We start from the raw sequence: 26,236 nt of genomic DNA on the forward strand, positions 1-26,236 counted from the left end.
GCCTTCGCTTAGCTCAAGCTTCGGCGCTGATCTGGGTGGCAAGGGGGAGGGCGGCCGCAATCTCGTCCATCGTCGCCTTGTCTCGGTCGAAGTAGGCGGCGCCTGTACGTGTAATCGCAAGCTGATGATCCCCAATCTCGACAACGTCCACCAAAGCAAAGAGAGAGATCAGGGCTAGACCTTCGGCTCTACCGATCTCTGTCGCTGGCCACTCACTTCCCTCATCCAACATTGCAGCAAACTCTTCGGCTTCTTCCTGCGTATTGAAAAGCTCAAGCATCTCCGTCGACCATATCTTGGTGCGATCGCGATACGCCACCGTCTCCGGGGTTCCTGGGCTCCCCAAATAATAGGCGTACCTGTTTGCGAGAGCTTGGGTGTCCGGATGGTTGGGCCCGCGCCGAATTATCCAGGCGCCGTTAGGGCCCTTCGCGCTTACATGTGGAATCAGGACGTACTGCTTGATGGTGGGTTCATCATCGAATGCGTTGTACGGCAAGACTGGGCGCCCCAGATGCAACGCTGTCGCCCCGCAGTCCAACTTTACGCGATAGCTGTCCGACGATTCCCATATCCCGAAGCGCTCGTGTTTTTTCATAAGCCGAATTATCGCGGGTATAAGCACTAGGGATTTCTTCGCCATCATGGGGGCAATCCGAAGGAGCTTTTTATCTCGGTGGCTGATTTCTTCTAGCGGTACCGGCTCGAGGTCCGCCGCGGTGAACTCAACGAACTCCCACTCAAGTAAACCTTCCTTCTCTTGGGTCGCTATCCCCTGCAGACGCTCCGGTTCCATGTACAACTGTTCCGGTCGTAATGGGATCGAGTCCGTCTCTCGTGTTGCACGGCCGGCGCTGGTGACTGGCTTAATTGAATTGATCGCCGCTCCCCAATCACAGCCAGGCTCGGTCCAGATCGGGACAGCGTCAGGGAATACCACACCCGACGTGCTGCTCTCTGGTTTTCCAAAGTAATAGCTAACGTACGGAAGGGCGCCAAAGAAAGTCTTCGTTATTGTCCGAGGCGCAGGGTGGTGTCCCTCAACGAGTCGATGCTCAATGACGAGATCTAGGTCACCACAGGTCATTGCGCCGCGGGCGTATGAGCCCACAACCCACAGCGATGTTATCTGCACCTGGGACGTCGCTGGTTTATTGAAGAAGTCTTTGTGAGCGATGGTGCGGGTGGATGCCTCGTCCAACCTCTGGCAGATCCGCTCCAGCTTCTTGGTGAACGACTCGCGGGGATAACGCTTTTCGAGTGCTGCCATGCTCTTGTCTCTCCACGCAAGGTGAGGAGAGCGACCGTATCATTCATGGTAGCTAAATCACCATTAGCAACAGGTACTGAGAGACGGTTTTCATGACGCATAAAAAGCCCGCTCAATTACGGGCATGTGATTCTACGAGTCCTAGTAGCTTTGATCCAAATTCATAGATGCTTGGTAAACGGTTTCCAGTGGGTGATCACGGCAATATTTATCGACGAAGGCCGTCAATGTCTCTCCATCCGGTTGCTTCTTCATGCTCGTTTCACTATCCATAAATCGTTGAGTGTTGGTTCCACTCAAGTAGCCCTGTATCCATGTTACAACCATGGCGTCAGACATCTCCTTATTGACTGAAGGGGGTCTTAGGTACTGGCCGCACGATAGGGCGCCCACACCAGCGATCGCGAATTTTGGCTCAGCCAGGGATGTATTCGAGTAAACGAACGCGAATGTGACTGCTAGTGCGATGGCTGAGTTTTTTGTTTTATGCGCATGCGCCACGGAATTTCTCCTTATTTTAACAGCTCTATCCATCAGGTTTCAGAAAAACGTACTTAAGCCTAGCGCATCCCTGGCGGCACGCCCCGCTTCGTATGACCACGTCTCATCTATTACATTTTGCTAACTGGCGATAGACTGGATGCTATTTTTGCAGTCCAGGATTTCGTATGAGTGACTCGTTCGATGAGACTAGAGCCCTATTTATAGAAAAAGCTAAAGAGTTTGGGGCTGAGCCAGATGAGGTAATATTTGGTGGTGATGATTTTGTGAGTATGCAAAATCATATTGTTGGGGTATTGGCGTCGATTTCAGCGGTAGGCCTCTCGAGGAAGGTTAAATCTGTAGAAAGTTTGTTTGATCTAGCTGCGGATTTGGGAGCGGTTGTTTTAGGGCCGTTATTGCAGCTTCAAAATTACTTTGATAACACTTCCAATAAATGTATGGCTGAACAGAAGGCGCTCACAGAACTTTTATTCAATATATCTCACTTGTTTTTCATCCCTAGTGGAAATTTACGAAATCGATATAGGGTCGAAAGCTCAGCGTTCAATTCTTCCTTAGGTTTTGTTAATGAGTTGAAAGAGGCTATTAGAGAACGGGCACAAACGATTGCAGATGAAAAGTGGAAATCAGATGCGAAAAAGAAGGAATACCCCCGATTATCAGACATGGCTCTCTATGTCAAGGGACGATTAGAAAGTGAGGGCTGGTCAGACGATTTGCCCAAAACCATCGAAACAATCAAAGGCTGGCTAAGGCCAGTGGCTCCAGCTTACGCGAAGCAACCAGGCCGCTCTCCTAAATCATCCTGAGCGCTACGCTCAAGGGGTTTTACGCCCGTGTAAACCCCTGTTAACGGGGCGTTGACGATGTTTTCCTCTGCATTTCTATCGAGTCCAATGAAGGCTCACTCCGATCAGAGGCTTCCCAATTAGAAAGAAACGAAAGCGCATCGCAATGTGACGCTGAGCACTGGCTGGGAACGAATCACGGCATTAAATCGAAGCTGCTTTGGCGGGGCAGCAGTGGATTGCCAGCAATCCTTCTATTATGTGCTCCCGCAAGCCAAGAAACAGACATTTGGGCCAAACATATTAAAAAGAACGTGCCCTATGGTGTTCGATTAAGATTTAGCGTTGGTGTTTCTGATCCTGATCGCCGTCCTCGTCAAGAGCGTCAATTCGATCCAATAAGCCTGGCGATTCTGCTTCTATCATCTTGCGCATCTCAGGATCTTTTGAGCGCTCCCTCAAACCTACCATTGTCAGCTTACGCACGAGCTCTTCAGTGGTGATTCCGAGACCAGCAGCTGCGGTGTCGAGGTATTGAGCCTCATCAGATGAAAATTCAATTTCGATTTCGTGAGTAGTTTTCCTAAGCTCAGGCATCAAATCGTACGCATCCATTTTTAAGACGCGAGCCAACTTTAGGGCACCACCGAGACGTGGCTTAGATCGGCCAGCTTCATACCGCACGATTTGCGGAAGGCTAATACCGCTCTTTTCCGAGAGATCTTTTTGGGTCAATCCTGCCTCAGATCTGGCCCACAAAAGGCGCTCCGCGAAGGGTCTGAAGTCGGTCATTAGGGATGGCTGCCTTTCGATTGTTGAGTTTCATATCACTATAACAGACAAGAAATGACGTTCGATGATCGGTATTGACAGGTGATCATAAGAGGTATCAAATGATCATAAGTGATCACAAAAAAAGGTTCGGAGGTAGAAAATGAAGCAAGAGAAAAGACCGCTGCTCATCCGATTGCCAGCGCAGATAAGGGAGTGGCTGGATGCGAAATCAGAGGAGAACGGGAGGTCAGCGAACGGGGAGGTGGTTTTCCGGTTGAGGAAAATGATGGAGCAGGAGCTAGTGCATGAAAATCAACAGGCATGAAAAAGCCCCAAGCGCGCCAACGCTTGAGGCCTATGAAGCAGTGAACATTTCTGAGGACATTCACATGAAACAGGATACGGCATCACAAGAAAAACTCAATGCTGGCGGTATCAGGATGCCGGTCACGGTGGAGTTGTCTTTCACGATTTGTAATCCCAACCAAGACCACCTGCTTGCTGTCCGTCCTGGGATCCCAGTAACCGATGCCCTTGAGGAGGCGTCCTGCATTCTTAGTGAGTTGAAATCCTCACTTGAGGCAGCGGCCATGGGGATGGACGGAATCACGCCTAATCAAGCTTGGCTCCTGTTTCGGGCTGCGAATACAGCGAAGGTTATTGTCGACTCTACGCATGCAGGCTTGGAGAGAGCGCAATGAACATTTCCTTTAGTCAGCAGGGGCAGAATGGCATCGCGGCACATTTTCAGATTCAACAAGATATGTCGCGGACCACAATGTCCTCTCGTGAGATTGCCGATTTGGTTGGCTCTCGTCATGACAAGGTCAAGCAATCCATCGAGCGCCTTGTTGAGCGTGGCGTAATCGTCCAACCCCCAATGGGGAGTGAACAGTTTCGCGATTCGATCGGCCGGCCTCGGGATGAATCCGTCTACCAGGTCTGCAAGCGCGATAGCTTCGTCGTCGTCGCCCAACTCAGCCCGGAGTTTACGGCTCGCCTGGTTGATCGCTGGCAGGAACTGGAACAGCAAGTTGCTAAGCCAGCCTTCGACTACGCTGCGGCACTTAGCGATCCCCGCACACTCCTGGCGCTGCTTACCGAAAACGTGACTAAGGTCGTCGCGTTGGAGGCGGATAACACGGAGCTCACCAAAGAGAACCATCTGCTGGAAGTGAAGGTGGAGCAGGACGCGCCGAAGGTGGCGTTCCACGACATGGTCGCGGTTTCGCACAAGACGTACAACGCAGCTCAAGCTGCGAAGATCATCGGCACTGGCCGCACAAGGCTATTGCAGTTCATGCGGCAGAAGGGATGGGTGACCAGGAACAACGAGCCGTACCAAGCGAAGATCGAGGCAGGTTTGCTCGATGTAAAACTGGGCACCTTTGAGCATCCAATCGATGGCACGATCCCTACGTGCTCGACGCTGATCACCGGCAAGGGACTGACCAAGCTGCAGGCTATGTGGCAGGACAGGGAAGAGGACTTGCTGAAGTAATTGAGAGCCCGGCCTAGCGCCGGGCTTTTGCTATCTGGGGTTTATGGCTTTTCGGAGTTGGCTTTCTCAAGCAGTCCCGCGATGCCTTCCAGCAACACCAGGTCCGACTCTTTCAGCTTCCCCTTAGCCGCAGCTCTGGCCAGTTTCTCAACGATGGCAATCGCCCGGGGCGAGGCGGTCCCTAACATCGCTTGGTATGCAGGCGACTGCTCACGTACGACTTCATGACGGGTGAACTCACCCTCGATGACGTTCGAACCGTAGCCGCCCGGGTTAACCAGTACGCCAGGCGCCAAGCCGATCTTCTGCTCAAGATTGAGCGCAGCTTTCTCGCCCAGGCCTCGATGCCCATTGAGGATCTGGGACAAATAGGAAGCGTCCAGATCGTGCTGGTCGGCGAAATCTTTCTGGCTGAGTGGGCCGATTACGCGCCGCAGCGCTTCGACCCGAAGAGTTTTCATATCCATAGGCGAAATATAGGTCTCGATTTAGCAGTTAGTAAATTACGATACGCTATTGCTATGTAATTTAGCATTGTGTAATCTGAGCTTCTTTCGGAGATCACCATGACGCTACTCGACCTCATCCGCTCCTTGGAGCCGGCCCAACTGGATGCTCTAGCAGAGCGCAGCGGTACCAGTGTCGGCAACCTCAAACAGATTGCGTACGGGTATCGCCTGGCTGGTCCTGGGCTCGCCATCAATCTTGATCGCGAGTCGGGGAGGGCGGTGACGTGTGAAGAACTGCGCCCTGATATCGACTGGGCATATCTGCGTAATTCATCCACCAGCTCCGAGCAATCTGCCGCCTGATCCGATGAGCAAAGTTTCGCTCATTGCTAAGACGTGTTGCCACGACAACTGCCAAGAGGTTTCCCGAATGGAACAAGTACATCGCGCAATTCATGAGGCAGTGCTTGATGCGGGGCCAAAACAACTGGCTCACCTGATGGGCATGAGCCACACCGCGCTGCTCAACCGCAGCAATCCAAATGACGACTCGCACCGGCTGAACCTGGAGCAATTCCTTCAAATTCTGGTGCACAGCAAGAACCCTGAACCATTGCAGTTATTGGCGAGCGCCTTGGGGTACGAGTTGGTGCCACTGGTGAAGCCGGAGGGGAAAAGCCTGGTTCAAGCGCTGGTGCACATGGCGGCTGAATCTGGGGATGTTTCTCGCGCGGTTCACGACGCCATGGCAGACGGCCGGGTAACGCAGATCGAGAAGGCCGGCATCCAGAAAGAAATCGGCCATGTGCGGCAGAGCTTGTTGGTGCTGGAAGAGTCGGTAAAGGCGGCGTGAACACGCTGCCAGGGTAGGGTTTGCATTATTTCAAAGGGGCGAATGATGAAATTCGCCCGGTGCATAAAGCAACAAACCCGGCGGGAACCGGGCTTATCAAATCGTCCTGTGCAACCAGGACAACACATCTCGTAGAGGTATTAATCATGGCACACGCAATTGGTGGTGAACAAGCTCGTCGACTGATGTTGATCAACTATCCGCTGATTCGTACGCGCGAAGGCCTGAGTTTTACAGCTCGTGACGTTCAGGGGCGCATGGTCAATTGGCCCCGGAACAACCCTGGCGTCGCTGCCGATTGGGAAAAGGGCATGTCTTTCTTCGATCAAGAAGTCAGCGCATTGGCGGCGTTTGACGAAACCGAAGCGTTCCATGCGATTCAGTTCGCAATCATGGGCATGGGCGGGCGCTACACGAATCTAGAAATTGGCTTTGCTGAGCGCGTTGCTGCAGCTGCAGTGTTGGGCCTGCGCGCATTGCGAGATGGCGAAGCCGATTTCGTTCCTGTCGATCGGGAGGACAACTAATGGGCCGATCAACCGAACCCACAGTGATCGACGAAGCCTACATGGAGCGTTTCGCTGACGACGTGCTTGCGTATAAGGCTTGGGAAGGCGCCGATTTCGCGCAAGAGATCTTGTTCGACGAGGCATCGGACGCGGATAGCTTGAGCGATGCGAAATGCGAGGTCGCTCAAGCAGCCATGGCTTTGCGAGTCCTCGTCCGGCGGATGACCGGGATGGACGCCGACGAGCTCCGCAAGGCCATCTTCGAGCGACGTCTGGAGCATGTCATGCGACTCGATGGTGATGCGCCGGTGACCGCGCACCTACCGGATGGGGAGACTCTTCAATGAGAACTCTACAGGTACCGCATGTGGAGTCCTCCACGGCCTGCAAGATCGCCGGCCCTTGGCCAACCTATGCCAGCTTCCGAAATCTCCCTGAGCGTGAGCGCTGGGTGCTTTACGGAAGTGCCAAGGCATATCGGCAGGCGCTGGAGGATCAGGGATTCGTCATGGCCGAGTCTTACGACGCTTTCATCAAGCGTGTCACTGACGAGATGGAGCTCTGACGTATGAGCATTCAGTCAATGGTCTGGGCTCTAGAGCAGCGATTGGTAGAGGAGTCCACTGCACGCCACGTTCTCCTTTGTCTCGCCAACTATGCCGACAAGAATGGTAAAGGCGCATTCCCCTCTACGAACAGCTTGAGCGATGACACTGGCTTGGCCGTGCGAACGGTCAAGTACAAGCTCGAGGCGCTTGAGGCACTTGGTGCGATTCGCCGCGGCAATCAAGCGATCGCGGCAGCCTATATCGACAGACACGATCGTCGTCCGGTGGTCTACGACATGGCCGTGGAGCGGGGTGCACCAGATGCACCCCGTTGCGAACGGGGTGCAAATGAAGACGTAACGAGGTGCAACTCACAACAGAACGACGTGCAAATGACGACAGAACGGGGTGCACCACATGCACCCAATCCTTCATCTATCCGTCAACTACCCGTTAATAAACCAAAAGAAGGCGCAGGCAAGCCTGCTGGTGCGCAGCCGAAGGGAAAGTTGAGCAAATTTGATCCTCTCACAGCCAAGCCGGAGAACGCATCGACCGAATCCTGGGTTGGGTTCTGCGAAATGCGCAAATCCAAACGCAAGGATCTGACCGAGCGCGCCTGTCAGTTGATCTCGAAGAAGCTGGCTAACCACCCCGATCCTGATGCCGTCTTGGATAACTCCACCACAAATTCGTGGAGCGACATCTACCCGGATTCGGTACTGCCCGGCGCTAGCGCCAAGACAGCGAAAACATCGGCCTATCACGGCCTGCCGAACCATACGCACGAGATGTATCCGGAGGTGCAGAGTGGCGCGAATTTCTAATTTTTGCAGACATCCTCGTGTCCGCTTTTTTGATCTCGAATGTCCGTTGCATGGCTCGGTGAGCAGTTCCGAGATCGAGCAGTTCGGCGGTTCCGTGTTGCCACGTGGTTGCAAGCATTGCCACTGGGAAGCATTGAACACCGCGCCGATCGAAAGTGACGCGCACCTCGAGGCGCGAGGCCGGAAGAAGGCTGAAGACCTCAATAAATTGCTTGTCGGCTCCGGGATTACGCCGCGGTTCAGCACCTGCACCTTCAGCAGTTACAGAACCACTGGCGGCGTAGACGGTATGGCAAAGGCGCTGAAAATCTGCTCGGAGTACGTTGCTCAGTTCGGAGAAAATTATGACGCCGGTCGTTCGTTGATTCTCTCGGGAAACGTAGGTAACGGAAAGACGCATCTGGCTTGCGCGATGGTTCAGGAGGTAGTTCGGGAGCATGGGGCCCAGGCAGTGATCGTATCCGCTGCTGAAATTATTCGGGTCTTCAAAGGGGCGATGGATCGGAGTGCTGAATACACCGACAAAGACGTACTCAATGAACTGGCGAGTTTCGACCTTCTGGTGATCGATGAGGTTGGGGCCCAGGCTGGCAGTGCTTACGAACTGGGCATTCTTCATGAGGTGATCGACCGGCGTTATCAGTTCGTACTGCCTACTGTAGTGGTCTCCAATTTGATGGCTGCGGACCTGGGGCGTTACATCGGCGATCGAGCGTTGGATCGTTTGAGGGAGAGTGGCGGGCAGGCGGTGGGATTTAGCTGGGCCTCAGCTCGAGGTGCTGTATGAGCCGAGAACTTTTTAGCATCGAGGCAGAGCACGGGGTGTTGGGGGCGCTGTTGCAAGACGAATCGCTTTTCGATGAGTTAACAGCCCGCGTAGCTACAAGGGATTTCAGCGATCTTGAAAACGCGGCTATGTACCAGGCAATTCTCGATACTCACGCGAGTGGTCAGCCGATCGACGTTGTTACTGTCGGAGTATGTCGACCCGCTTTACCGAGCGGGTACAGCACCTTCGCCTATGCCGCCGAGATCGCCAAGAACGTACCGAGTGTCGCGAACTGGAAAGCTTACGCCAGAGTCGTGCTGGAGCGCTCGGCACTGCGCAAGGTAGTGGAGGTCGCCGAGATCATCCGTGACAGCGCGAATGAAGACCGACCAGTAGCGGAGATCATAGCGCTGGCTCAGCAAGCCACAGCAGACCTGCGCGAGCTTGGAGATGGTGAGCCAAAGTACCAGCGTCTTGACCACATGATGGGCCGAGCAGCAGAGGTCGTCGACGACAAATTGAACCACCGCCTCCCGACTTGGCCATCAACAAGCCTCTCGGCACTCGACAATTTAATGCAGGGGGTCAGACCGAAAAAGGTCACGGTGATAGCGGGTCTCCCTGGGAGTGGCAAAACAACCCTGGCGCTGCAAATCGCACAGCACAATGCTTGCGTCGCAGGTAAGCCGTGGCTTGTGTTTTCAATCGAGATGCCCGGAGAGGAGCTTGGACTCCGAGCTATTGCTTCACTGGGCGGTGTCGACCTACGGCGGCTTGATAACCCAGAAAAAATGGAAGATGACGACTGGGCCAGAATGGTTGGCGCGGTAGCCAAGGCGAGGGGGGCACCGCTGTTCATTTGCGACGATCCCGTACAAACCCCTGCGAGCATTCGATCGACGGCAAGGCAATGTCAGCGAGAGCATGGATTGGCAGGAATCGTTGTCGATTACCTGGGATTGATTCAGTCGGAAAGAAAGGGGCGGAGTCGAACGGAAGAGGTTGGTGCTATCAGCAAATCCCTTCTGCGGCTTGCGAAGGAGCTTGACGTCCCTGTGCTGGAGTTGGCGCAGCTAAACCGTGACTCAACGAAGCGTGTCGGAAAGAAACCTCAGTCCAGTGATTTACGCGATTCGGGCGAGATCGAGGCTGACGCCAGCTGCATCATCATGGTTCATCGCGATATGGACTCGGAGGAAGGGCAAAACGGTGTCACCGAGCTTTTGATGACCAAATGTCGTCACGCCAAAGTTGGTAGCTGCATCGTCCAACAGCAGGGTGAGTTTGGCCGGTTTGTGAACTTTGCGGGGAATCCATATCCGTCCAGCGAAGAGGTCGAGATGAAACGTCCCTTCGCTGGTAAGTACAAAGGGGGAGCCAAATGAACAACCGAGTAACTGCAATGCTGCCGCGCAAAAGCATGAGTGATCTTGAGCGTCGTTTCTTGAAGATCGCAGGTGAAGAGTTATCGAAGGTCAAAGTTGGCGGCCCCAACGCGCTGGCGTGCTTGCTTGACATGGTCGCCTCCTGGCATGGCATGCGGGCCGAAGTCGGGTTTCACGATTTCGGTCAACGTTGGCTGATTGAGGGCAACGCCAAGAACAAACCTGCAGATCGGTTGTTGCGCGACCTGTTCGGTTTGAGTGATCCAGACCCGAGGAAGGCCGCATGAAAAAGCGAACGTACATCGGTAAAGCCTTGGGGGATACCGAGTGGCTGTTGGAACAGTGGGGCTATTGGCGGATGGATGGGATGGGCGTGCCGCGGTACGTATCGCCGCTTTATGCGCTGATTCGCGACAACACCCCGTGCGAGGGAGGCGTGAAGGAATACTCGCTGACCGATGATCTCGCACTGGTGTTGGATGGGGCTGTCGCACGCTTGATCAATCGTGATGATCAGATGGGAAATTTCATCTGGCTCTACTTCGGCGCCAAGTGGCCAGCCTTGCGAATTGCCAGAGAAAACGGCATCGGCGAGGCAAAGGCGCGGGAGGTCATCAAAGCCGGTGTTGCTTGGATTGATTGCGCACTGGAAGGAATTCGCGAGGCTGCGTAAAAAAGTCTTTCCACGCGGATAACGACCTGTTTTCATGACACGGTGTTCAGCTGTTTCAGCGCGACACCACAGAAAAAGCCCGGCAGCTGAGTCGGGCTTTTTTATGGGCTAAGATCTGTATTCATTTACAGGAGCCCATCATGGGAAACATTCAAATCAAAGAAGCACAAAAAATCGCAGAAAATTGGACCGATGGGGATTGCACCCATCCATCTCTCTACAAAGAGTACGACCTCGGGTCAGCCACTGGCGATTACATATGTAAGACCTGCGGTAAAGCCGGTTTCGGAAGGGACTGGCCTGAAAAAAGACGCACTCAGAATCCTTCAGCCTAAATGAGCCCCGCCATTCGCGGGGCTTTTCGTTTTTAGAGGGTGGCGCTCAGGGTGAGCGGTCCGGTTTGAACCCGGAGTTGCTGGCAACGGCAAAAGTTCGACTCTTTCGCCTTTCCTCGACGCAGCTCAACGTCGTTACAAGTCAGCGATTATTGTCTCGGCCGGATCCAGACGGTTCGCCGGTGGTGCTCGGCCAGTTGCGGTGACAGTCAATGACTACAACGTCTTCGTCTTTCACTGCCATGCGGCGCAGGTTAGAGACAGGGCGTATATCGCAACTCTCAGTAGGCGACCATGTGCAGACATTTTGATCGCCATACCTATCAATTGATTCCTTAAGTGCTTTTATCAGTTCGCTGGCTTTCATCGCGTTCCTTGCCTTTATTAGTTTTGAGGTGCCCAACCATTATGGGTGGCTTACAACACTTTACGATTAGAAGGGCAGCCCCTGCAAATGCAGCCCCGCTGCGTTGATGGTTTGAAAGAATCGTATTTTTTACTTGAATCAAGCCTCGGTATTAACCGGGGCTTTTCCGTTTTCGGCTCCACCACACCCATCGCTCTGAGCTGGGAGTGCTGCTGGAGCTGACTTAAATCCGCACGGTACCGCCAATGACTGAAGTCTCGCGCATTGCAGACAGCACCACGTTCAAGGTCGCTGTCCCGATACTGCAAACGATCCTGTCGGCCGGTGCCATTGGCGCGTTTGTGTACGTAGTCGGATCACTCGGCTCGCTTCAAGTGCAGCTTGCCGCCTACCAGACCAATCAGGCCCTGATCGGCCAGAGGGTCGACTCTTTGGAGCGCTCAAGGGAATCGACAGACAAGTTCGTCGACTCCCTCCGCACATCAGTCCAGCGGCAAGAGTTCCAGATCAACCAGCTCGGCGATGGCCTCAAGGGACTCGCCCAGATGGGTAGGCCTAAATGAAGCGACTGCTGATCGTCCTCATGCTGCTCACTGGTTGCGCGCAGACAGAAACGATCCAGGAGCCTCCCAAGGTTCAGCGCACAACCATCTACCGATACATCAGCGCTCCATGCCTTCCTGATGGTCACCAAAACACCGCACTGCGTGATGCCCTCAAGAGCCGCGATCACTGGAAGCGGTATGCCGAAAGCCTCGAAAAACTACCTGGAGCAACAATCAATGACCCTGATCGATAACTGGAAACAAGCACTGAGCCTGACCAGCGTTCAGGCTGGTGGTGCCATTGCGGCACTGGGTGTGGCTGAGCAACTGATGCCATCGCTTCAGGCGGTCCTTCCGCCGATTGCTTACGGCGTGCTAGGCCTGCTGGTAATGATTGCTCGGGTAATCCTCCAGCCGAAGCTGGCTAAGTAGGTCGTCGCTATGGCTAGGCTTACCACTCTCGCCACCAGGGTGAAGACCCAGGGTGATCGGTTGGCCACTGTAGACCCGGAGTCATGGCGCTCCGACAAGCGCACATCCAATCAGCGTGGCTACACCTACGAATGGCAGCAGGCACGATTGGTGTTCCTCAATGAGAACCCGTTGTGCACGTACTGCGACCGTGAAGGCCGCGTGACTGGCGCATGCATCGTTGACCACAAGATCCCTCATCGTGGAGACATGGTGCTGTTCTGGGACCGAACCAACTGGCAGTCGCTCTGCAAGCCCTGCCACGACGTGGTGAAGAAGCGCGAAGAGGCTCAGCTGCCCAGATGGTGAGGTGGTAGCTAGGGTCAGGCTTGGCGCAGAGGTGAAGCACATCAACTCCCCGAACCCTGCACCAGAACGGTGCGGAACGTCAGTCACTCACCCCGGGGGGGGCAAAATTTGGGAAAGGGAAAAGCTTCTAGACCACTCGCCCCCGCACGGACAGATTTTTTTCCTCTCATAGGTTTTTTGTTAATGGCATTAACACCCAAACAGCAGGCATTTGTGAATGCTGTTAGGGAAGGTGCGTCCAATAAAAGTGCAGCCATCGCCGCGGGCTACGCGGTCGACAGCGCATCGGTCGCCGGTTCAAGGTTGGCAAAACATCCCGCCGTCATGGCTGCCCTTGCAGCGTCGGGCGTTAACAAAATTGTTAAAGCCCGCGCACCTAGGTCTGCACCAGCCGCCGACGTCGGGGAAGCGTTCGAAGAAACTACCGAAGCCGGTTTCGATCTCGCCCAGGCGATGCGGCACAGCGACCCCAAGGACTTTTTGCTCGCCGTAATGAACGACTTCGGTAGCGAAGCCAAGCTTCGAGTCGATGCGGCAAAAGCGCTGATGCCTTTCGTTCACCAGCGCAAGGGCGATGCTGGGAAAAAACAGGACAAGCAGGACGCCGCGAAGCAGGCCGGTACCGGTCGCTTCGGCACCGGTGCGCCACCGCTCCGCGCGGTGAAGTGATATGGAATGGACAACCGCTTGCCCTGATTGGGAAAGGCGCATCTTGGCGAGCGAGTCGCTGGTGCCAGTTGTTCCACTGTTCCCCACAGAACGCACAGAAGCGATGGAGGTTTTCAAACAGCTTCGTGTCGCGGACATGGCCGGCAAGCCAACGATGGGCGAAGTCTCCCGCGACTGGATCATCGATTTTGTTGGTTCAGTGTTCGGTTCGTACGATCCAGAACAGGGTCGCCGTCTGATCACCGAGTTCTTCCTTCTGATCTCGAAGAAGAACACTAAGTCGACGACCGCCGCCGGGATCATGCTCACTGCGCTGATCCGCAACTGGCGTCATTCGGCAGAGTTCCTGATCCTTGCGCCGACGATTGAGATCGCCAACAACAGTTTCTTTCCTGCGCGGGACATGGTGAACAGCGACGACGAACTGTCGGAACTGCTCCAGGTGCAGGACCACACACGAACCATCACTCACCGCCTGACCGGCGCCACATTGAAAGTAGTGGCTGCCGACAGCGACACGGTCGGCGGCAAGAAAGCCACCGGAGTTCTGATCGATGAGTTGTGGTTGTTCGGTAAGCGGCCCAACGCCGAGAACATGCTGCGCGAAGCCTGCGGCGGTCTGGCGTCACGGCCTGAAGGTTTCACCATCTTTCTCTCCACCCAATCCGACGAGCCTCCGGCTGGCGTATTTCGGCAGAAGCTGAACTATGCCCGCGGCGTACGGGATGGGCGCATCAACGACAAACGCTTTCTTCCGGTGATTTACGAATTTCCGGAAGAGATGATCAAGGCAAACAAGCATCGGGATCCTGCCAACTTCTTCGTCACCAACCCGAACATGGGGGCGTCAGTCGACACCGAGTTTCTGCTTCGTGAATTCCAAAAGGCGAATGAGGACGGCGAGGAATCAATGCGGGGCTTCCTTGCGAAGCACCTGAACGTTGAGATCGGTTTGGCGCTTCGCTCAGATCGCTGGGCGGGAGCCGAGTTCTGGGAAGCCCAAGCGCGCCCGGCAGGTGTCAGCTTCGAGTACTTGCTTGATCGCAGCGAAGTCATTGATGTGGGAATCGATGGTGGCGGGCTGGATGACTTGCTTGGCTTTGCAGCGATCGGCCGGGACCGGGATACGAGGGAGTGGTTGTTGTGGACCCATGCCTGGGCACACCCATCAGTGCTGATTCGGCGGAAAAGTGAGGCGGCCAGGTTTCATGACTTTGCTCGCGATGGGCATCTGACGCTGGTGAAAACCATCGGAGATGACGTAGCCGAAGTGGCGCAGCTGGTGGCGCGGATAGAAATGGCTGGGCTGCTCGATAAGGTCGGCGTCGACCCGGCTGGCGTTGGGGCGATTCTGGATGCGTTAGTGGAAGCCGAAGTGCCAGAGGAAAAGGTCATCGGCATTTCTCAAGGCTGGAAGCTCGGCGGCGCCATCAAGACGACTGAGCGCCGGCTGGCGGAGGGAGGTTTGGTGCACGGCGGTCAACCGCTTATGAACTGGTGCTGCGGGAATGCTCGAGTAGAGCCCCGCGGGAACTCCATTCTCATTACCAAACAGGCATCGGGCTTCGCCAAGATCGACCCGCTCATGGCCACATTCAATGCCGTATCGCTGATCTCGTTAAACCCGCAAGCCCAAGGCGGGCTCGACAACTACCTCTCCGGCGGATTCTTCGGACTCATCGGCTCGAACTAATAGGCTGACTATGGCATCTCGTTGGTACAACCCGCTGTCCTGGCGCATGTTCGGATACAACGATCCTGTGACCGGAGATTACGTCGAGGTCGACATGACCATTGGCGGGAAGCGGACCAAGTCGGGGGTGGTGATCACCGCGAAAAACGCGATGACCATTCCCATCATCTGGTCTTGCATCAAGATCCTGAGCGAATCGGTATCAGGCCTTCCACTCAAAATATATGACGATGCAAGCGGCGCTCGTGTTCTGGTTGATTCCAAAACGCGCCCGGCCCGGGTGCTCCGAAAGCCTAATCCTCACATGACGCGCCTCAATTTTTTGAAGTGCGCTGTGGTGAACATGGCGCTACGCGGCAACGCCTACTCAATTATCGAGCGCGCCGAAAACGGCGACTGGATCGGCTTCATTCCGGTGAACGCCGACAACGTCGAGGTCGATACCAGCGACGATCTCATCTACTGGGTGACCCTCGGCGAGCGGTTTCCGGTCTCGCCGGAGAACATGCTGCATTTCAAATTGTTCAGCGGCGACGGCATCAATGGGCTTTCGCCCGTTGAACACATGGCGGAATCCATGGGGCTCGCCAAGACCGCGCAGGATTGGTCGTCTCGCTTCATGCGAAAAGGCGGGTTCACTGGGGGCTATGTCATCTATGACCAGTTCCTGACCGCCGCTCAACAGACGCAGATACTCGCTAAATTTCCCGATGTTCGGAAAGGCGATGTCGATGACATCGGCTCAATGGGGATTCTGCAGGGCGGACCAAAAATAACCCCGGCCGGCCTGAGTCAAAAGGATAGTCAGTTCATCGAGTCGCAGCAGTTCCAGGAAGAAGCGCTGGCTGGTGTTTACGGCGTTCCTCTCTACTTGGCCAACCGCGCCGGCAAGACATCGATCATGGGGTCGAACCTGGAGCAGCAAACCAGCGGGTTCGTCACCTTCGGCCTGAAGCCATACCTCGACGCCGTCGAGGATGAAATGAACGACAAGCTTTTCAGCGGTACGACTCAGTTCGTTGAGTTCATCGTTGAGGGTTTGCTGCGCGCGGACAGCGCGGGACGCGCCACGTATTACCAGGCTGCTTTGGGCGGCTCTGGTGGATCCGGCTGGATGTGCATCAACGAAGTCCGCGACAAAGAAAACCTGCCACGCCTGGACGGCGATGAATACAACCGGGTCACCCGGTGGGAGATGCAGACCAATGCTCAGCAAACTTGAAGTCCCCTTCGAGGTAAAAGCCGTCGATGACGCGGGCAACTTCGAGGGTTACGCGGCGGTGTTCAACAACATCGATTTGGGTGACGACGTCATCCTGCCCGGCGCTTTCACCAAGGTGAAGACCACCCGCGCTGGCCGCTTGAAGTTGGCACTCTTTCATGACTTGAAACTTCTTGTTGGCTCGGCTGAATTCAGTCAGGACGATCACGGCCTGCACCTAAAAGGCAAGGTCAACCTTGCTGTGAGTTATGCGCGAGACGCTTACGAGCTGATGAAAGAAGGCACCCTCGACAGTATGTCGATCGGCTTCAACACCTTGCTTTCAACATTTGAAGAGCGTGCAGGCCGCACGGTTCGAATCATCAAGCAAGCGGAGCTTTGGGAGGCATCGATCGTGCCCTTCGGCATGAACCCCCAGGCAACTATTTCCGATGTGAAGTCGGATATCAGACTTTTTGAAAATGCCCTGCGCGAACGCATGGGCCTTTCGCAGAAGGAAGCGGCAGCCGTCGCTTCGCTCGGCTACTCCGCAGTACACCGTGATGGTGGAACGGCGGCCACGGCGATCGTGGATGAGCTGAAAGAAATATCCAACCTGTTCAGAAATCAATTTGGAGTTCAGCCATGACCGCTGATGTTAAAGAAATTCGCGAGGCCCTCGAAAAGCAGCTCAAAGAAGGCTTCGGCACACTGCAAGTCAAGTACGACGCAGTGTCTGACGAGCTTGAAAAAGGCAGCACCGCATCTGCCGATCTGAAAAAGCAGATCGAAAACCAAAAAGGCGAGATCGAACGCGTCATCGAGCAGGTGCAGAAGCTCGAAGAAAAGGGCGTGAAGCTGCGCAATCAAAACCCTGAGAAGAAAAGCTTCATTGACTTCGTCAAGGGTAATGACAAGTACCAGGCACTGGCTCAGAAAAGCCAAAGCTTCGCCGAGATGGAAGTTACCAAGTCCGACATGGCCAGCATGGCTGAAACCAAAGTCACCAGCGCGGGCCTGGTTGCTCCGCAGTACGACACGGTGATTCAGGGCGCTCCACGCCAGAACCTGCTTATCCGTGACCTGATTCCGACTACTCCGGTTACTGGTCAGTCGTTCACCTACTTTCGTGAACTGCTGCACACGCTGGGCGCGGGCATGGTAGCTGAAGGTGCGGCCAAGCCAACCAGCAACGTGACCTTCGAACAAGTTACCGACATCATCAAGAAAATCGCAGTATGGATGCCGGTCACCGATGAAGCGCTCGACGACGTCCCTCAGCTCTACAGCTACATCCAGGAACTGCTGCGTTATGACCTCGAGCTGAAGCGCGAAGGTCAGTTGCTGAAAGGCGACGGCATCGGTAACAACCTCAACGGCATCATGACCCAGGCCACAGCGTTCGACACAGACCTCACCAAAGCCACCGACACGGCGATTGATACTGTGCGCCGTGCGATCTACCAGGCGCGCAAGCAATCCAAGCTGCCAGCGGATGCGGTTGTGATGTCCGATCTGGACTGGATGAACATCGAGCTGCAGAAGGATGGCGAGAACCGCTACCTGTTCGCGAATTTGCAGGGGCTGTCGACCCCAATCTTGTGGGGTCGCCCAGTGGTTGCTTCCGACAGTATGGACGAAGGCGATGGCGCAACCACCGGCGGTGAATTTCTGACTGGTTCGTTCCAGCAGGGCGCTCGTATCTACGACCGCATGGCGTTCACCATCAAGGTCGGCATGATCAACGACGACTTCATTAAAAACCAGCGCGCCATTCTGGTCGAAGAGCGTCTTGGTCTGGCAGTTCGTAAGAAGTATGCCTTTGTGAAAGGCCGCTTCGCGCTGACTGAATAACTCTCCTTGTCATCCGGGGCCTTCTGGCCCCAACCACCTGGAAAATATCATGGAAATTAAAGTGCTTTGGGGCTTCGAGGGCGATCCTGAAAAGCTCAAAACCGGGAACGGCCGCGTGATGGCCGGCGCCGTTCTTGATCTCGATGACGACGAATATGCGCACGCCCTCATCGGTAAAGGCCTTGCCGAGATCGTGAAGCCTGCCACCACCAAACAAGCTAAGCCCAACGAGAACAAGTGATGATCGAGCTATCCCTGGTGAAGCAACATTTGCGCGTCGATCACGATGATGAAGATGTCCTGATCCAGGGGTATATCGACGGTGCGCTTGCTCACGTCGAGCAGCATTGTGATCGGGAGCTGGTTACGGTTGATCCCGTACTGCCCGAACAAATGGGTCTGACCAAAGATGTCATTCAGGCCGTTCTACTGCTTGTGGGGCATTGGTACTCGAATCGTGAGGCCGTGATGATCGGCTCGAACGGTGTTTCCGCGACCGAAGTGCCGCTCGCGTATGAGCGGTTGCTCTGGTACCGCAAGCGCTTCTGAGGAATTGTCATGGCTGCTTACCGCGAACCCGCCGCGGGCGAGTTGAACCGACGCCTGGCGATCCGCCGCAGGACCGATCAGCCGGCGGATAATATGGGGTTGGATTCGACCTTCTCCGTGTTGAAAGCCCGATGGGGGAAGATCCAGCCAGTGGGCACGGCGGTGTACTCCGAAGGTGTGCAAACCGACGTAAAGATCACCCACCGCATCTGGTTCAGGATCATCAAGGGCATCACCGACGCTCATGAAATCGTGCACGTAACGCGTGTGCCAGGCGTTGATGATGTTTACGAGGTTGTCCCGGAAACACCGTTGTATCGCGTCAAACGCTCAGCAGACATGAACGGCTCCAGGCGCTTCACGCTACTGGAAGTCGAAGAGCTCAGCCCATCGCAATCAGGAGCGGGCATCTATGTCTAACTCGGCATCGATTGACGGTTACCTGCACGTCGAGGGCTTCGACAACTTTGAGCGAGATGCCTTCGACAAGCGAAAGATCCGCGCCGGGATGCGCAAGGTTGGTCTTCTCATAACCCAGCGCGCACAGATGAACCTGGTTATGGGCAAGGGCCAGGAGGGCTATCCGGTCAATCGCACCGGCACCACGGTCGAGTCGGTCAGCTTCAAGGTGTCTCGGTCCGGATTCTTGGTCCGCATCTCTCCGACCAAAACGTCGGCCATGGAAGAGTTCTATCCGGCCTACCTGCACTACGGGGTAAAGAAGGGGCGAAAGCTCGGCAAACTGGCACCCGGTGCTGGCAAAGGTAAATCCAACCGTCGCGCCGCCGGTGCCAGAGCGGCAGCACTCGCCGAGCGTGCGTCAGGCGAATGGCGAATCAAGCCCCGCGATAACTACATGGCCGACGCGCTACAGGACTCGGCCACGCAAGTTCAATCAATCCTTTCTGCTGCGTTCGCCGCTGCCCTGGGTTGATCCACGCAATTACGGACACCTTTATGAAACTGAACCCGCTCGTCGCACACCTGCGGCAGGCTTGCCCGTCCTTTGCTGGAAGGGTGACCGGCGGCATCGACTGGGATGCTGTAGTCGAGAGTGCGCAGTTGCCGCTTCCCGCTGCCTACGTGATTGCAACCGCTGATGCTGCCGCCCCGAGCAGGGCACAGAATATGGTGATCCAGGACATCACGGACCAGTTCAACGTGGTAATCGTGCTCGACACCTCAGACGAGCGAGGGCAGGCGGACAACGATTTGTTGCATGACATGCGTGCCGAGCTATGGCGCGCCCTGATTGGGTTTATCCCATCGCCCGAATACACGCCAATCGAATACGGCAAAGGGGCGCTGCTACACATCAGCCGCGCCCGTGTGGTTTACCAATTCACATTCTTCAGCGAATTCCAGATTGGCCGCAACAGAGCCGATCAGCCGGCCGAAACATGGCAGGAGCTAGAACTCGACGGCCTCACCGGTTTTACAGGCGTCGATTTCAAAATGGATTGCATCGATCCCGCGGACCCGAACCTGCAACGACCCGGCCCGGATGGGCGCATTGAAGTGCATTTCTCAGGAGACGTAACACCATGACCAAGCGCATCACTGTGGTGCCGGCCAAAGGCCGCTCTGTGCCCGATCCGGAGGCTGGCGACTTGTTGCCTGTTGAAGGCCGGGAAGTTCCCGACAACGCCTGGTGGCGCCGCCGCCAAGCTGACGGCGACGTCAAGCTCAAGGATGTCGAAACCTCTACCACCAAGGCCGTAACCACGGCGAAACCTGAGGTGGCCAAATAATGCCTATCGGATTCAGCAACATCCCCGCCGATATCCGCGTCCCGCTGTTTTATGCGGAGATGGACAACTCGGCCGCGAATAGCGCGTCGTCGGCCATGCGCCGGCTGATCGTCGCTCAGGTCAACGACGACGCGACCGGCGAGAGCATCGGCCAATTGGTTCTGGTGTCGAGCCTGGCGCTGGCCAAGGATATCGGCGGCCAGGGCTCGATGCTCGCCGCCATGTACGAAGCCTGGCGCAAGATCGACCCAATTGGTGAAATCTGGTGCTTGCCCTTGATCAACGATACCGGCGAGTCGGCTTCGGCCACCGTCACCATCACCGGCGCTGCTACTGAGTCCGGTTTGCTGAATCTTTACGTCGGCGGCGTCCGCGTGCAGTCTGTCGTTCCTTCTGCGGCCACACCCACCGTGGCGGCTGCTGCGCTGGCGGTAAAGATTAACGCTACGCCAGACCTGCCAGTGACTGCGCTCGCCGCGGCCGGTGTCGTGACGCTGACCTGTAAATGGACCGGCGAGAGCGGCAACGACATCAGCATCGCCATGAATCGACTGGGCAAATCCAACGGTGAGTTGACGCCGGCTGGATTGACAATTGTTGCCACTCCGATGACCGCTGGTGTCGGCGCGCCTGATCAGGTTGATGCGATTGCGGCTTTGGGTGACGAGTCATTCGAATTCCTGTGCCAGCCTTGGACAGACACAACTTCGCTGAATGCCTGGAAGGATGCGATGGACGACAACGTCGGTCGCTGGAGCTGGGCCAAGCAGTTGTTCGGTCACGTCTACAGTGCCAAACGCGGCACACTCGGCACGTTGGTTGCTGCAGGGCAGGCACGTAACGATCAACACATGACCGTTCAAGGTATGGAGTCGGGCGTTCCTCAACCATTCTGGGTCCAATCGGCCGCCTTGGCAGCGCGCACAGCCGTATTCATCTCCGCCGATGCCAGTCGCCCAACTCAGAGCGGCAGCATGCCTGGGGTGGATCCCGCGCCGTCCAGTGAGCGATTCACGCTAACCGAGCGGCAATCGCTACTGAACTACGGCATCGCCACGGCGTACTACGAAGGTGGTTATGTGCGTATCCAGCGCTCGATCACCACGTACCAAAAGAACGCCTATGGTCAGGCCGACAACTCTTACCTGGACAGTGAGACGATGCACCAGTCCGCTTACATCATTCGGCGGATGCAAAGCGTGATCACCAGTAAGTATGGTCGCCACAAGCTAGCGAACGACGGTACTCGCTTCGGTGCTGGCCAGCCCATCGTGACGCCGAGTGTGATTCGGGGCGAGTTGATCGCGGAGTACGGCAAACTCGAGATTGAAGGTCATGTCGAGAATGCCGAACTGTTCGCTGAATATTTGATTGTTGAGCGGGACAGCCTGAACCCATCGCGGATTAACGTGCTGTTTCCGCCGGACTACATCAACGGCCTGCGCATCTTCGCGATGCTCAACCAATTCCGTAACCAATACGCAGCCGCGGCGTAACGCTAACCCTGCTTATCCAGCCCGCCATGTGCGGGCTTTTTCATTCCAGAGGAAAAGACCATGGGTCAAAAAGTAGCGGGTACCGCCTATGTGAAAGTAGACGGTGCGCAACTGACCATCACCGGCGGCGCCGAAGCGCCACTGATGGAAGTCAAGCGGGAGACGGTTTACCCAGGCTTCTATAAGGAAGAAGAGCTGGCGCCATACCTGAAGATGACCACCATCTTCGAGCAGGGGTTTCCGACCAAGGCTCTTTCCAATGGCCGCGACATGACTGTCACCTGTGAATTCAACAATGGCCGGGTTTACGTGCTGTCCGGCGCTTATCTGGTGGACGAGCCATCCTTCAAGGGCGATGACGGCACGGTCGAGCTGGAATTCAACGGCATCAAAGGGAGCTGGCAATGAGTGATTCCGTGAAGTTGCAGGTCCCGATCGAGGCGCACGGCGAGCCACTGACTGCGCTGAATCTGCGCCGTCCAACGGTGCAGGAGGTCCGCGCAATCAAGGCGCTGCCGTACAAGGTCGACAAAAACGAAGAGGTCAGTCTCGACATGGATGTGGCCGCCAAATACATCGCGGTTTGCGCCGGGATCCCTCCGTCGTCCGTCAACCAGCTGGACCTGGCCGACCTCAATGTCCTGAGTTGGCAGGTGGCCAGTTTTTTCATGAGCGCGGCATCGGCACCGTCGAGCAACTGATCGAGGTCGCGTATGACCTGGCGTGGTTCTGGAAGACCGACCCGGAGCTTCTGATGGCCCGGCCGCTGGATGTGCTCCTTGAATCACTGGAGCACGCCCAACGTATCAACCAATCCCAGCAGGTGCAGTGATGGCGGACAAGTTCCAGCTCAAGGCGTTGATCACCGGCGTCGACAAGCTGTCGCCGACACTCGCCGGGATCCGCAAGAATGTTGCGGGTTTCCGCAAGCAGATGAATAGCTCAGGCCTGGGCAACATAGGGTTCAAGGACTTGGTGCAGGGTGGTGCGTTTGCAGCGCCATTCATTGCTGGCGCCCGAGCAGCTATAGAGTTTGAAACAGCGATGGCCGACGTGAAGAAGGTCGTCGACTTCGATACTCCTGCGCAGTTCAAGCAGATGGGGCAAGACGTTCTCGACCTGTCGGAAAAAATGCCGATGGCGGCCAGTGGTATTGCGGCAATAGTCGCGGCAGGGGGCCAGGCCGGTTTTGCACGGGGCGAACTCAAGCAGTTCGCTGAAGACGCCGTGAAGATGGGTATCGCCTTCGACCAGACCGCCGAGCAATCGGGCGACATGATGGCCAAGTGGCGGACGTCCTTCAAACTGACTCAGCCTGAAGTTGTGAAACTGGCTGATCAGATCAACTACCTGAGCAACGTCGGCCCGTCCTCGGCCGCGCAGATATCCGACATTGTCACTCGTATCGGTCCGCTCGGCGCCATTGCTGGTTTGGCTTCTGGCCAGATCGCGGCGATGGGTGCCACCCTGGCAGGCGTGGGCGTGCCCAGCGAGGTCGCCGCTACCGGCATGAAGAACTTCATGCTGGCTCTGACCAAGGGCAGTGCGGCCACCAAGCAGCAGGCGGAAGCTTTCAAGTCGTTGCGCCTCGATGTAAAGAAAGTTGCCAAAAGCATGCAGAAGGATGCCCAGGGCACAATTGAAGACGTGCTGGAACGCATCGCCCAAGTCGCACCTGAAAAGCAGGCGGGCTTGCTGACTCAGCTGTTCGGTTCTGAATCGGTTACTGCGATCGCGCCGTTGCTTACAAACCTCGATCTGCTGAAAAAGAGTTTTAAGGATGTGGGCGAGGGCTCCGGATACGCCGGGTCCATGCAGAAGGAATACAGCGCTCGGTCGGCCACTACGGCCAACGCCATGCAGCTGTTGCAAAACAAGGTCACGCGCCTAGGCGTCGAAGTGGGCAGCGCCTTGCTTCCACCGTTCAATGATTTCATGACCCTCATAGGCCCGTTGGTTTCTAAGCTGTCCAAGCTGGCCGCCGAACACCCCGAGCTGATCAAAGGTGTCCTTGCTGCCGCTGTGGCTTATGGCGTGCTGCGCGTTGCAGTCACCGCCAGCACCATGGCGATGATGCTCTTCGAAAAGGTGACGAAGAAATCCATCGTGGGCTTGGTAGTTCGGGCAATCGCTTTGTCAGCCGGGTTGCTGATAGCCAATTGGGCGACAGTTGGTCCTTACTTTGAAAAGCTCTGGGCAAAAATTCAGGGGCCGCTCACGGTCTTGTGGGGTTGGTTCCAGCGAGCTTTCGCGTTCGCTCCCATTGACCTGGTGATAGAGAACTGGGAACCGCTCGTTGGATTTTTCGGCGCGCTGTGGGGGGCATTGATTGCAGTCTCTGGGCCCGTCTCCGAATTCATGAGCCACATGTTCGACTGGACGCCGCTCGGACTCATCACCCGTAACTGGGGGCCGATCACGGCCTGGTTCCAAAACTTGTGGGCCAAGCTGAAACCCATTATCGAGCCAATCATGAAATGGTTCGGTGGCGGGGAGGGGGGCGAAGGGATCATCCAGGCCGCGACCAACAAAGTGAACGCCTTCACCGAGGCTCAACAAAAACGTAACGCCGGCGCCGGCGGGGGTACCGGCGATCTGCTGGCGGCCGATGCGACGCAAGCTGCACAGGCCCGACAGGCTGCCAACAACCAAACGTTCGGCATCGACAACAACCGGTTGCTGAACAAACCCGGGCAATTACCGCCGTCTGGCAGCCTGCTTCAGCAGACAGCGGCCAATAGCTCGCAAAAGGTTAACGGCGAAATCAACATCAACCTCAACGGCGCTCCGCCTGGCACCACGGTGGATCAACCGCGATCCAACCAAAGCGGTTTGAAAATAAAGCCCAACGTCGGAACACGAACCGTTGGCGTCATGAGGGCGCAGTAAATGGCAGAGAGAACATGGCGGGACGAGTTGCTGCCGGCGTCCTTCCGGGGGATCAGTTTCTTGATTCCTCAGGCGTCGGTCCCTGTGGGTATGAAGGGGCAGTTGCATGAATTTCCGCAGCGTGATGAGCCATATTTCGAACAGCTGGGCAAGCAATCCCAAGTACATCGGCTGACGATCTGGATCATCGGCGACGACTGCTTCGAGCGACGCGACAAGTTTCTCGAAGCCATCCAGACCCCGGGCGCCGGTGAGTTGGTTCATCCGTGGCTCGGGCGCATGCAGGCCAAGGCCGGCGAAGCGGAAATGACTCACGATTTTCAGCAGGGCGGGATGATCAGTCTTTTGGTGACGTTCTACCCGGACACCCCGCTGAAGTTTCCAGTCGCCAGGGTCAACAGTCAGCAGCAGGTGGTAAAGGCGTCCGAGAGCTTTTGGGATTCAGCGCTGGATCGGTACAAGTCGGCGATGGCGAAAGTGGATCAAGCCCGCCTCGGTTTGGCCCGTCTGCGCAACAGTTTGTCGGCGGTCTATACGGTGATCCAGCAACAGTTCGCCCCATTCGTGGGAGTCTTCACCAACCTGACCGGGCTGGCGCAATCGATTATGAATGCGCCGGATTCGCTGTCGTCGCTGTTCTCCAGCTACTTCAGCGACTTCTCGGTGCAGGACTATCTCGGAGATGAATCGGGTTACCGCAACACCGTGGCCACGGCCAGCCAGCAAACCGAAGCAGTCGCCAGCATCAACACCGTCAGCCCGTTGGGCGGCGTCGATGCTGTGGCTGCGTCTCAAGCTGCGGCCGATCTGGTGCAAGACGCGCTGCTGCTTCAAATCGCACTGATCGTGAGCGAGATGCCGATTGCTTCGCAGCCGGTATCAACCAATACGACGCCGTCGGTGGAACAGCAGGCCAGTCAGCCGTTTGTGCGCCCCGAGGTGCCGGTCGCTGACGATGTGCTTGAACTGCGCGATAACCTCAACGAGGCGATGCTTGAAGCCTCACTCAAGGCTGACTCCGCGCATTACGTGGTGCTGAACACCTTGCGTCAAACGGTAGTGAAGCACTTGACCGCTGTGGCGGCGTCGGGGGTTCGGCTGGTGGATATCACCCCGCCTGAAACCTTGTCGGCTTTAGTCCTGGCCTATCGTAGGTTCGGTGATGCCACCCGCGAGTCAGAGGTTGTGCAGCGCAATCGCATCCGTCATCCGGGCTTTATTCCGGCGGTGCCGATCAAGATCGCCCAGAGGTAACCC

At 56.1% G+C, this 26,236-nt stretch carries 39 protein-coding genes; 35 read left to right on the top strand and 4 right to left on the bottom strand.

What is annotated here, in order from left to right; translation table 11 throughout:
- Positions 1-13: 13 nt before the first annotated feature.
- Entirely contained in the window at positions 14-1,270 is a 1,257-nt protein-coding gene (locus B723_RS16260) for a hypothetical protein (RefSeq protein ID WP_017337686.1), read from the bottom strand.
- 141 nt (positions 1,271-1,411) lie between these two features.
- The gene (locus tag B723_RS34115) at positions 1,412-1,804 is read right to left on the bottom strand and encodes an HdeA/HdeB family chaperone (RefSeq protein WP_080995124.1); all 393 of its coding nucleotides are present in this window, start codon (positions 1,802-1,804) and stop codon (positions 1,412-1,414) included.
- 134 nt (positions 1,805-1,938) lie between these two features.
- Between B723_RS34115 and B723_RS16270 the strand changes: the two genes are divergently transcribed.
- Positions 1,939-2,583: a hypothetical protein gene (locus B723_RS16270; protein ID WP_017337688.1), complete on the top strand. Its 645-nt coding sequence runs from the start codon at positions 1,939-1,941 to the stop codon at positions 2,581-2,583.
- 318 nt (positions 2,584-2,901) lie between these two features.
- On the opposite strand, the gene B723_RS16275 is transcribed toward B723_RS16270, so the two are convergent.
- The gene (locus B723_RS16275) at positions 2,902-3,354 is read right to left on the bottom strand and encodes a helix-turn-helix transcriptional regulator (RefSeq protein ID WP_017337689.1); all 453 of its coding nucleotides are present in this window, start codon (positions 3,352-3,354) and stop codon (positions 2,902-2,904) included.
- Between the two features lie 142 nt (positions 3,355-3,496).
- On the opposite strand from B723_RS16275, the gene B723_RS32265 reads away from it, so the two are divergent.
- The 3 genes from B723_RS32265 to B723_RS16285 are packed head-to-tail and all read left to right on the top strand — an operon-like array spanning position 3,497 to position 4,837.
- Complete coding sequence (locus tag B723_RS32265; protein ID WP_017337690.1) at positions 3,497-3,661, top strand: Arc family DNA-binding protein; 165 nt, start codon at positions 3,497-3,499, stop codon at positions 3,659-3,661.
- The gene (locus tag B723_RS16280; protein WP_017337691.1) at positions 3,642-4,037 is read left to right on the top strand and encodes a DUF3077 domain-containing protein; all 396 of its coding nucleotides are present in this window, start codon (positions 3,642-3,644) and stop codon (positions 4,035-4,037) included. Before B723_RS32265 ends, B723_RS16280 begins: the two co-directional genes overlap by 20 nt.
- Positions 4,034-4,837: a phage antirepressor KilAC domain-containing protein gene (locus B723_RS16285; protein WP_017337692.1), complete on the top strand. Its 804-nt coding sequence runs from the start codon at positions 4,034-4,036 to the stop codon at positions 4,835-4,837. The genes B723_RS16280 and B723_RS16285 overlap by 4 nt, the downstream gene beginning before the upstream one ends.
- Positions 4,838-4,878: 41 nt before the next feature.
- Here B723_RS16285 and B723_RS16290 read toward each other — a convergent pair whose 3' ends face one another.
- A complete protein-coding gene (locus B723_RS16290; protein WP_017337693.1) occupies positions 4,879-5,298 on the bottom strand; it encodes a hypothetical protein in 420 nt (139 codons plus the stop codon).
- 105 nt (positions 5,299-5,403) lie between these two features.
- Here B723_RS16290 and B723_RS16295 point away from each other — a divergent pair, with 105 nt between their 5' ends.
- From B723_RS16295 to B723_RS16435, 31 genes are all read left to right on the top strand, one after another.
- Positions 5,404-5,649, top strand: coding sequence for a transcriptional regulator (locus B723_RS16295; RefSeq protein WP_017337694.1), 246 nt, complete (start codon positions 5,404-5,406; stop codon positions 5,647-5,649).
- Between the two features lie 67 nt (positions 5,650-5,716).
- Positions 5,717-6,139: a phage regulatory CII family protein gene (locus B723_RS16300; protein ID WP_017337695.1), complete on the top strand. Its 423-nt coding sequence runs from the start codon at positions 5,717-5,719 to the stop codon at positions 6,137-6,139.
- A 20-nt stretch (positions 6,140-6,159) separates the two neighbouring features.
- Positions 6,160-6,666 carry a hypothetical protein gene (locus B723_RS16305; protein WP_144425236.1) on the top strand — a complete coding sequence of 169 codons (507 nt, stop codon included), beginning with the start codon at positions 6,160-6,162 and terminating at the stop codon, positions 6,664-6,666.
- Positions 6,666-6,995, top strand: coding sequence for a hypothetical protein (locus tag B723_RS16310; protein ID WP_017337697.1), 330 nt, complete (start codon positions 6,666-6,668; stop codon positions 6,993-6,995). Before B723_RS16305 ends, B723_RS16310 begins: the two co-directional genes overlap by 1 nt.
- Positions 6,992-7,213: a hypothetical protein gene (locus tag B723_RS16315; RefSeq protein WP_017337698.1), complete on the top strand. Its 222-nt coding sequence runs from the start codon at positions 6,992-6,994 to the stop codon at positions 7,211-7,213. Before B723_RS16310 ends, B723_RS16315 begins: the two co-directional genes overlap by 4 nt.
- 3 nt (positions 7,214-7,216) lie before the next feature.
- A complete protein-coding gene (locus B723_RS16320; RefSeq protein ID WP_017337699.1) occupies positions 7,217-8,023 on the top strand; it encodes a helix-turn-helix domain-containing protein in 807 nt (268 codons plus the stop codon).
- Positions 8,007-8,810 (top strand): ATP-binding protein, encoded by an 804-nt coding sequence (locus B723_RS16325; RefSeq protein ID WP_031318642.1) that lies wholly within the window; start codon positions 8,007-8,009, stop codon positions 8,808-8,810. The genes B723_RS16320 and B723_RS16325 overlap by 17 nt, the downstream gene beginning before the upstream one ends.
- A complete protein-coding gene (locus tag B723_RS16330; RefSeq protein WP_017337701.1) occupies positions 8,807-10,177 on the top strand; it encodes a replicative DNA helicase in 1,371 nt (456 codons plus the stop codon). Before B723_RS16325 ends, B723_RS16330 begins: the two co-directional genes overlap by 4 nt.
- 17 nt (positions 10,178-10,194) lie before the next feature.
- Complete coding sequence (locus B723_RS16335; protein ID WP_017337702.1) at positions 10,195-10,464, top strand: hypothetical protein; 270 nt, start codon at positions 10,195-10,197, stop codon at positions 10,462-10,464.
- Positions 10,461-10,850 (top strand): antiterminator Q family protein, encoded by a 390-nt coding sequence (locus tag B723_RS16340; RefSeq protein WP_017337703.1) that lies wholly within the window; start codon positions 10,461-10,463, stop codon positions 10,848-10,850. Before B723_RS16335 ends, B723_RS16340 begins: the two co-directional genes overlap by 4 nt.
- Positions 10,851-10,990: 140 nt before the next feature.
- Complete coding sequence (locus B723_RS32985; RefSeq protein WP_144425237.1) at positions 10,991-11,185, top strand: hypothetical protein; 195 nt, start codon at positions 10,991-10,993, stop codon at positions 11,183-11,185.
- A gap of 612 nt (positions 11,186-11,797) precedes the next feature.
- Positions 11,798-12,115 (top strand): hypothetical protein, encoded by a 318-nt coding sequence (locus B723_RS16345; RefSeq protein ID WP_017337704.1) that lies wholly within the window; start codon positions 11,798-11,800, stop codon positions 12,113-12,115.
- The gene (locus B723_RS32990; protein ID WP_144425238.1) at positions 12,112-12,351 is read left to right on the top strand and encodes a hypothetical protein; all 240 of its coding nucleotides are present in this window, start codon (positions 12,112-12,114) and stop codon (positions 12,349-12,351) included. Before B723_RS16345 ends, B723_RS32990 begins: the two co-directional genes overlap by 4 nt.
- Positions 12,335-12,529, top strand: coding sequence for a hypothetical protein (locus B723_RS16350; protein WP_031318646.1), 195 nt, complete (start codon positions 12,335-12,337; stop codon positions 12,527-12,529). The genes B723_RS32990 and B723_RS16350 overlap by 17 nt, the downstream gene beginning before the upstream one ends.
- Positions 12,530-12,538: 9 nt before the next feature.
- Positions 12,539-12,877 (top strand): HNH endonuclease, encoded by a 339-nt coding sequence (locus B723_RS16355; RefSeq protein WP_017337706.1) that lies wholly within the window; start codon positions 12,539-12,541, stop codon positions 12,875-12,877.
- A 183-nt stretch (positions 12,878-13,060) separates the two neighbouring features.
- Positions 13,061-13,546, top strand: coding sequence for a terminase small subunit (locus B723_RS16360; protein WP_017337707.1), 486 nt, complete (start codon positions 13,061-13,063; stop codon positions 13,544-13,546).
- 1 nt (position 13,547) lies between these two features.
- A complete protein-coding gene (locus B723_RS16365; RefSeq protein WP_017337708.1) occupies positions 13,548-15,239 on the top strand; it encodes a terminase large subunit in 1,692 nt (563 codons plus the stop codon).
- A 10-nt stretch (positions 15,240-15,249) separates the two neighbouring features.
- A complete protein-coding gene (locus tag B723_RS16370; RefSeq protein ID WP_017337709.1) occupies positions 15,250-16,461 on the top strand; it encodes a phage portal protein in 1,212 nt (403 codons plus the stop codon).
- A complete protein-coding gene (locus B723_RS16375) occupies positions 16,445-17,089 on the top strand; it encodes an HK97 family phage prohead protease (RefSeq protein WP_017337710.1) in 645 nt (214 codons plus the stop codon). Before B723_RS16370 ends, B723_RS16375 begins: the two co-directional genes overlap by 17 nt.
- A complete protein-coding gene (locus tag B723_RS16380) occupies positions 17,086-18,294 on the top strand; it encodes a phage major capsid protein (protein ID WP_017337711.1) in 1,209 nt (402 codons plus the stop codon). Before B723_RS16375 ends, B723_RS16380 begins: the two co-directional genes overlap by 4 nt.
- Positions 18,295-18,343: 49 nt before the next feature.
- Positions 18,344-18,535: a hypothetical protein gene (locus B723_RS16385; RefSeq protein ID WP_017337712.1), complete on the top strand. Its 192-nt coding sequence runs from the start codon at positions 18,344-18,346 to the stop codon at positions 18,533-18,535.
- On the top strand, positions 18,535-18,843 hold the full coding sequence (locus B723_RS16390; RefSeq protein WP_017337713.1) for a head-tail connector protein: 309 nt from the start codon (positions 18,535-18,537) through the stop codon (positions 18,841-18,843). Before B723_RS16385 ends, B723_RS16390 begins: the two co-directional genes overlap by 1 nt.
- 9 nt (positions 18,844-18,852) lie before the next feature.
- Entirely contained in the window at positions 18,853-19,263 is a 411-nt protein-coding gene (locus B723_RS16395; protein WP_017337714.1) for a head-tail adaptor protein, read from the top strand.
- Positions 19,256-19,777 carry a hypothetical protein gene (locus B723_RS16400; protein ID WP_017337715.1) on the top strand — a complete coding sequence of 174 codons (522 nt, stop codon included), beginning with the start codon at positions 19,256-19,258 and terminating at the stop codon, positions 19,775-19,777. Before B723_RS16395 ends, B723_RS16400 begins: the two co-directional genes overlap by 8 nt.
- Before the next feature lie 23 nt (positions 19,778-19,800).
- Complete coding sequence (locus tag B723_RS16405; RefSeq protein ID WP_017337716.1) at positions 19,801-20,391, top strand: phage tail terminator protein; 591 nt, start codon at positions 19,801-19,803, stop codon at positions 20,389-20,391.
- Positions 20,388-20,594, top strand: a complete 207-nt coding sequence (locus tag B723_RS16410) for a DUF2635 domain-containing protein (RefSeq protein ID WP_017337717.1) — start codon at positions 20,388-20,390, stop codon at positions 20,592-20,594. Before B723_RS16405 ends, B723_RS16410 begins: the two co-directional genes overlap by 4 nt.
- A complete protein-coding gene (locus B723_RS16415) occupies positions 20,594-22,090 on the top strand; it encodes a phage tail sheath subtilisin-like domain-containing protein (protein WP_017337718.1) in 1,497 nt (498 codons plus the stop codon). The genes B723_RS16410 and B723_RS16415 overlap by 1 nt, the downstream gene beginning before the upstream one ends.
- A 60-nt stretch (positions 22,091-22,150) precedes the next feature.
- Positions 22,151-22,498: a phage tail tube protein gene (locus B723_RS16420; RefSeq protein WP_017337719.1), complete on the top strand. Its 348-nt coding sequence runs from the start codon at positions 22,151-22,153 to the stop codon at positions 22,496-22,498.
- Entirely contained in the window at positions 22,495-22,791 is a 297-nt protein-coding gene (locus B723_RS16425) for a phage tail assembly protein (protein ID WP_017337720.1), read from the top strand. The genes B723_RS16420 and B723_RS16425 overlap by 4 nt, the downstream gene beginning before the upstream one ends.
- 130 nt (positions 22,792-22,921) lie before the next feature.
- Positions 22,922-24,979, top strand: coding sequence for a phage tail tape measure protein (locus tag B723_RS16430; protein ID WP_017337721.1), 2,058 nt, complete (start codon positions 22,922-22,924; stop codon positions 24,977-24,979).
- Positions 24,980-26,233 carry a DNA circularization protein gene (locus B723_RS16435; protein ID WP_017337722.1) on the top strand — a complete coding sequence of 418 codons (1,254 nt, stop codon included), beginning with the start codon at positions 24,980-24,982 and terminating at the stop codon, positions 26,231-26,233. It begins immediately after the preceding gene.
- Positions 26,234-26,236 lie beyond the last annotated feature (3 nt).

The sequence above is a fragment of the Pseudomonas fluorescens NCIMB 11764 genome, assembly GCF_000293885.2.
Taxonomy (GTDB): Bacteria; Pseudomonadota; Gammaproteobacteria; order Pseudomonadales; family Pseudomonadaceae; genus Aquipseudomonas; species Aquipseudomonas fluorescens_B.